This window comes from Planktothricoides sp. SR001 (assembly GCF_001276715.1).
Taxonomy (GTDB): Bacteria; Cyanobacteriota; Cyanobacteriia; order Cyanobacteriales; family Laspinemataceae; genus Planktothricoides; species Planktothricoides raciborskii.
In genome coordinates, this window is the sequence record NZ_LIUQ01000081.1 from 1 (window position 1) to 861 (window position 861).

Genomic DNA, 861 nt, shown 5'->3' on the forward strand with positions numbered 1-861 from the left:
GTTGGGAGAAATGAGCGATCGCTCCCCCTGAACCCAGAAACCGGGTTTCTTTCTCACTTTCACAGTTAACTTAGAAACCGGGTTTCTTTTCTTGGGAGAAATGAGAGATCGCGAAGCGTTCCTGCGAGGGAATCGCCCCTCCCAAAAGCGATCGCCGTTGGAATTGCTTTTACTTTATAATGACAGCAGAACTGGCAGGAAAACTCATGCAATACAAAGTTAGGCTGAAAAAAACAGATGAGGGGTACGCGGTCTGGTGCCCGTATTTACCGGGCTGTTGGTCTCAGGGTGATACAGAGGCCGAAGCTCTGGAAAACATCAAAGATGCAATTAAATCCTACCTGGAGGTAGTTGACGAATTAAATAAAGGTGAGGAGTCTCATTATGTAGAAGTTGGAGAGCCGATTTATGCCTAGCCTTCCAGGGGTAAACCATCTGCGGGCTGTCAACGCTTTTGAAAAAGCCGGATTTTCGATTACAAGACAGGGAAAGCATATTACCATGAACAATGGAGAAAAAACTATTACTATTCCCAGAGCAAATCCGATTAATGCTTATACAATGGCTGGAATCGTCAAGGATGCTGGGCTGACTATCGAAGAATTCCAAGACCTGCTATAAATCTGGCTTGGCAGCAGGAGGACCCTAGAGCGGACGTAAGCTTGATCGTTACGGGAAATTAATTGGCGAGCCCAAGTGATCGCACGCCCGTGCCTATTTTCAAATAAAATAGCGATCGCGCTTCCAGGACTAAGAAACCGGGTTTCTTTTTCGCCACCCACAGATAGCTGTAATTTTCACAGAAGAAACCCGGTTTCTGGGTTATTTGATTTTAAAATAGCGATCGCCCCCTTAAGAAAC

2 protein-coding genes are annotated in these 861 nt (G+C 45.8%); both read left to right on the forward strand.

The annotated features are described in order from the left end of the window. The first annotated feature begins 179 nt into the window (after window positions 1-179). On the forward strand, window positions 180-416 hold the full coding sequence (locus AM228_RS26900) for a type II toxin-antitoxin system HicB family antitoxin (protein ID WP_369817808.1): 237 nt from the start codon (window positions 180-182) through the stop codon (window positions 414-416). After that, window positions 409-621, forward strand: a complete 213-nt coding sequence (locus tag AM228_RS26905) for a type II toxin-antitoxin system HicA family toxin (RefSeq protein WP_054469992.1) — start codon at window positions 409-411, stop codon at window positions 619-621. Before AM228_RS26900 ends, AM228_RS26905 begins: the two co-directional genes overlap by 8 nt. Window positions 622-861 lie beyond the last annotated feature (240 nt).